2 protein-coding genes are annotated in these 2,745 nt (G+C 56.1%); one reads left to right on the forward strand and one right to left on the reverse strand.

Annotated elements, in window-relative coordinates; all coding sequences use genetic code 11:
* Positions 1-111 precede the first annotated feature (111 nt).
* Complete coding sequence (locus AAC035_RS20440; RefSeq protein ID WP_339806953.1) at positions 112-618, reverse strand: helix-turn-helix domain-containing protein; 507 nt, start codon at positions 616-618, stop codon at positions 112-114.
* A gap of 191 nt (positions 619-809) precedes the next feature.
* Between AAC035_RS20440 and yegQ the strand changes: the two genes are divergently transcribed.
* Complete coding sequence (gene yegQ, locus AAC035_RS20445) at positions 810-2,159, forward strand: tRNA 5-hydroxyuridine modification protein YegQ (protein ID WP_339806951.1); 1,350 nt, start codon at positions 810-812, stop codon at positions 2,157-2,159.
* Positions 2,160-2,745 lie beyond the last annotated feature (586 nt).

The following is a 2,745-nucleotide window of genomic DNA, read 5'->3' on the forward strand; positions in this document are numbered from 1 at the left end:
GTATCGTTGCCCATCTGCTCACTCTCCAGATGACAACGTATTTCAGGACGGGACAGGCCCCACAAAAAAGGCGAGCCTCCGGGCTCGCCTTTTTGTTACCTGAACAAATAACTATCCAGCTGCCCTGAACTCCGCCGGCGACTTGCCCATCCAGCGCTTGAACGCACGACTGAAGGCGCTCAGCTCGGAAAAACCGAGTAGCTCGGCCACCTCTGACAACGACCGGTTACGATCCCGCAGGTAATTCAGTGCCTGCTCCCGCCGTACATCTTCCAGCAAAGCCGCGAAGGTGAGATTTTCCTCCTTCAGCTTTTTGTAGAGGGTATGACGGCTCATATTCAGCTCCCTGGCCACACCCTCAACCTTGACCCGTCCCTTGCCCAGTTGCTGCGCAATCAGCGGGCGTACCTGCCGGCTGAAGGTGATACCCGGCAGCAAACGGCTCTGGATGAGCTGCCACAACTTCTGCATCTGTGACGGCGACAAACGGGTTTCCGGCTCGGCCAGCTGCTCCGGCGACAGGCCCGCATAACTCGCCAGCTCCCCCCGGGAGAATCCCGCAGACTGAAGATACTTCACCATGGCAACGATCAGTGCCGCCAACGCATCCGATCTCATCAAACATGCCTCCTGCAACTTTTCGACTGAGCTGCAATTGATAGTTCACTTAGTCACTCATCTGAGCGCACAAATGTTAGCTCAAAATGAACCCCAATGATATTGAGCATCATCAATACGCCGAACGAATCAGGCAGCCATAATACACAGCAACGCCCGTACTCATGAGCCTGAATAACGGACACAACGCCATGAAATTTCCCGAACTACTGGCCCCGGCCGGCACCCTCGAGCACCTGAAAACCGCCCTTGCCTATGGTGCTGACGCTGTCTACGCCGGCCAGCCCCGATACTCTCTCAGAGTGAGGAACAACAGTTTCAGGGATGTGAATGCTATCGCCGAGGGCATCCATCTGACCCGCCAGCAGAACAAGGCCTTTTACCTTGTTTCCAACATCGCACCCCACAACAGCAAGGTTCGCACCTACCTCAACGATCTGGCACCGATGATCGACCTCAAGCCCGACGCACTGATCATGTCCGACCCGGGGCTGATCATGCTGGTACGGGAAACCTGGCCGGACCAGCCGATCCACCTGTCCGTCCAGGCCAACGCTGTCAACTGGGCCACCGTCGAATTCTGGAGACGTCAGGGCATCAGCCGGGTCATCCTGTCCCGGGAGCTTGCTCTCGACGAAATCCGGGAGATCCGCGACAGAGTTCCGAAAATGGAACTGGAAGTGTTCGTCCACGGGGCGCTCTGCATGACCTATTCCGGCCGCTGCCTGCTGTCCGGCTACATGAACCATCGGGATGCCAACCAGGGCGCCTGCACCAACGCCTGCCGCTGGAACTATAAGGAAGTAACGCACACCCACGACCAGACTCACGACCTGATTGCCACTTCGTCAGACCAGGTCCGGGAATACGAACCCAAAGAAATCCTGCTGGAAGAACCCAACCGCCCCGGCAGCTTTATCCCGGCCTACGAGGACGAACACGGCACCTACATCATGAACTCCAGAGACCTGCGGGCAGTTCAACACGTAGCTGAACTGGTTAACATGGGAGTCCACTCCCTGAAAATCGAAGGTCGCACCAAAAGCACCTACTACGTCGCCCGGACCACCCAGGTTTACCGCCGCGCTATCGACGATGCCCTTGCCGGCAAGTCTTTCGACATGCAGATGATGAACGAACTCGAAGCCCTCTCAAACCGGGGCTACACCGAAGGCTTCCTGCGCCGCCACCTGCCCCAGGAATACCAGACCTACGAACAAGGCTCTTCCTATCTGGGCACCCAGCAAGTGGTAGGAACTGTTTTAGGCGCAGATAACCGCTGGCTCACCATCGACGTCAAAAACAGATTTGCCCCGGGCGACAAGTTTGAACTCATCACCCCGGCCGGGAACCTGCGCCTGAGTGCCGACACCATCGAAACCGTCAACGGCACCCCTATGGATTATGCGCCAGGCAGCGGCTACGTGGTGCGAATACCCCGGCCAGAAGGCCTGCCGGACTCAATGGGCTACAGCTATCTGACAAAAATCTTCGCGGCGAACAACCAAACCCAGACTGCTGACACATTAAACCAGACATAACTCCAAGCCTTCGAGCTTTTGAGACCACCCATTGCTCACGGTGCGGGTCGGCACGGTCTCCCAAAACCGTGCCTTGCCATGGATGGCAAGGCCGAGCCTACAGGGACGTATTTACGGCGTGTTTTGGGAGACCGTGCCGACCTGCACCCTGACGAGAGCCTTCAGTCCTGTAATCAGAACAAACCCCAACTTAGCCCCCTAACACCTGATTGCGGTATAATCACCCCTGTCACAAAATAATACCTGACTAAAATAGTCTGATATTGTACAATCACTCGCCATAAGCACGGGAATATGCCGTATTTCGGCATGATTCCGTCATCCAAAAATCGATTGCAGGGCGTACTCCATGGATGAGCGACCACTGCGACAACCGACTGATGAAATTCCACCAGCGCAGGCCTGAACAGGCTCTGTGAGCAATACCAAAGGGCACCAAGCCCCTGCTGAGAGACAACGGAGCGACGATCATGGCGACCACCGACAAAGAGGTGAAAGAGCTGATCAAACGGGAATACGAGCACGGTTTCGTTACCGAAATCGAATCGGATACCTTTGAGCCAGGCCTCAACGAAGACGTAATCCG

Origin of the sequence: uncultured Marinobacter sp., from assembly GCF_963974375.1 — a bacterium.
Classification (GTDB): Bacteria; Pseudomonadota; Gammaproteobacteria; order Pseudomonadales; family Oleiphilaceae; genus Marinobacter.

Coding starts and splice junctions, on each gene's coding strand:
- AAC035_RS20440 (WP_339806953.1), bottom strand. CDS start 618: ATGAGATCGGATGCGTTGGCGGCACTGATCGTTGCCATGGTGAAGTAT.
- yegQ (WP_339806951.1), top strand. CDS start 810: ATGAAATTTCCCGAACTACTGGCCCCGGCCGGCACCCTCGAGCACCTG.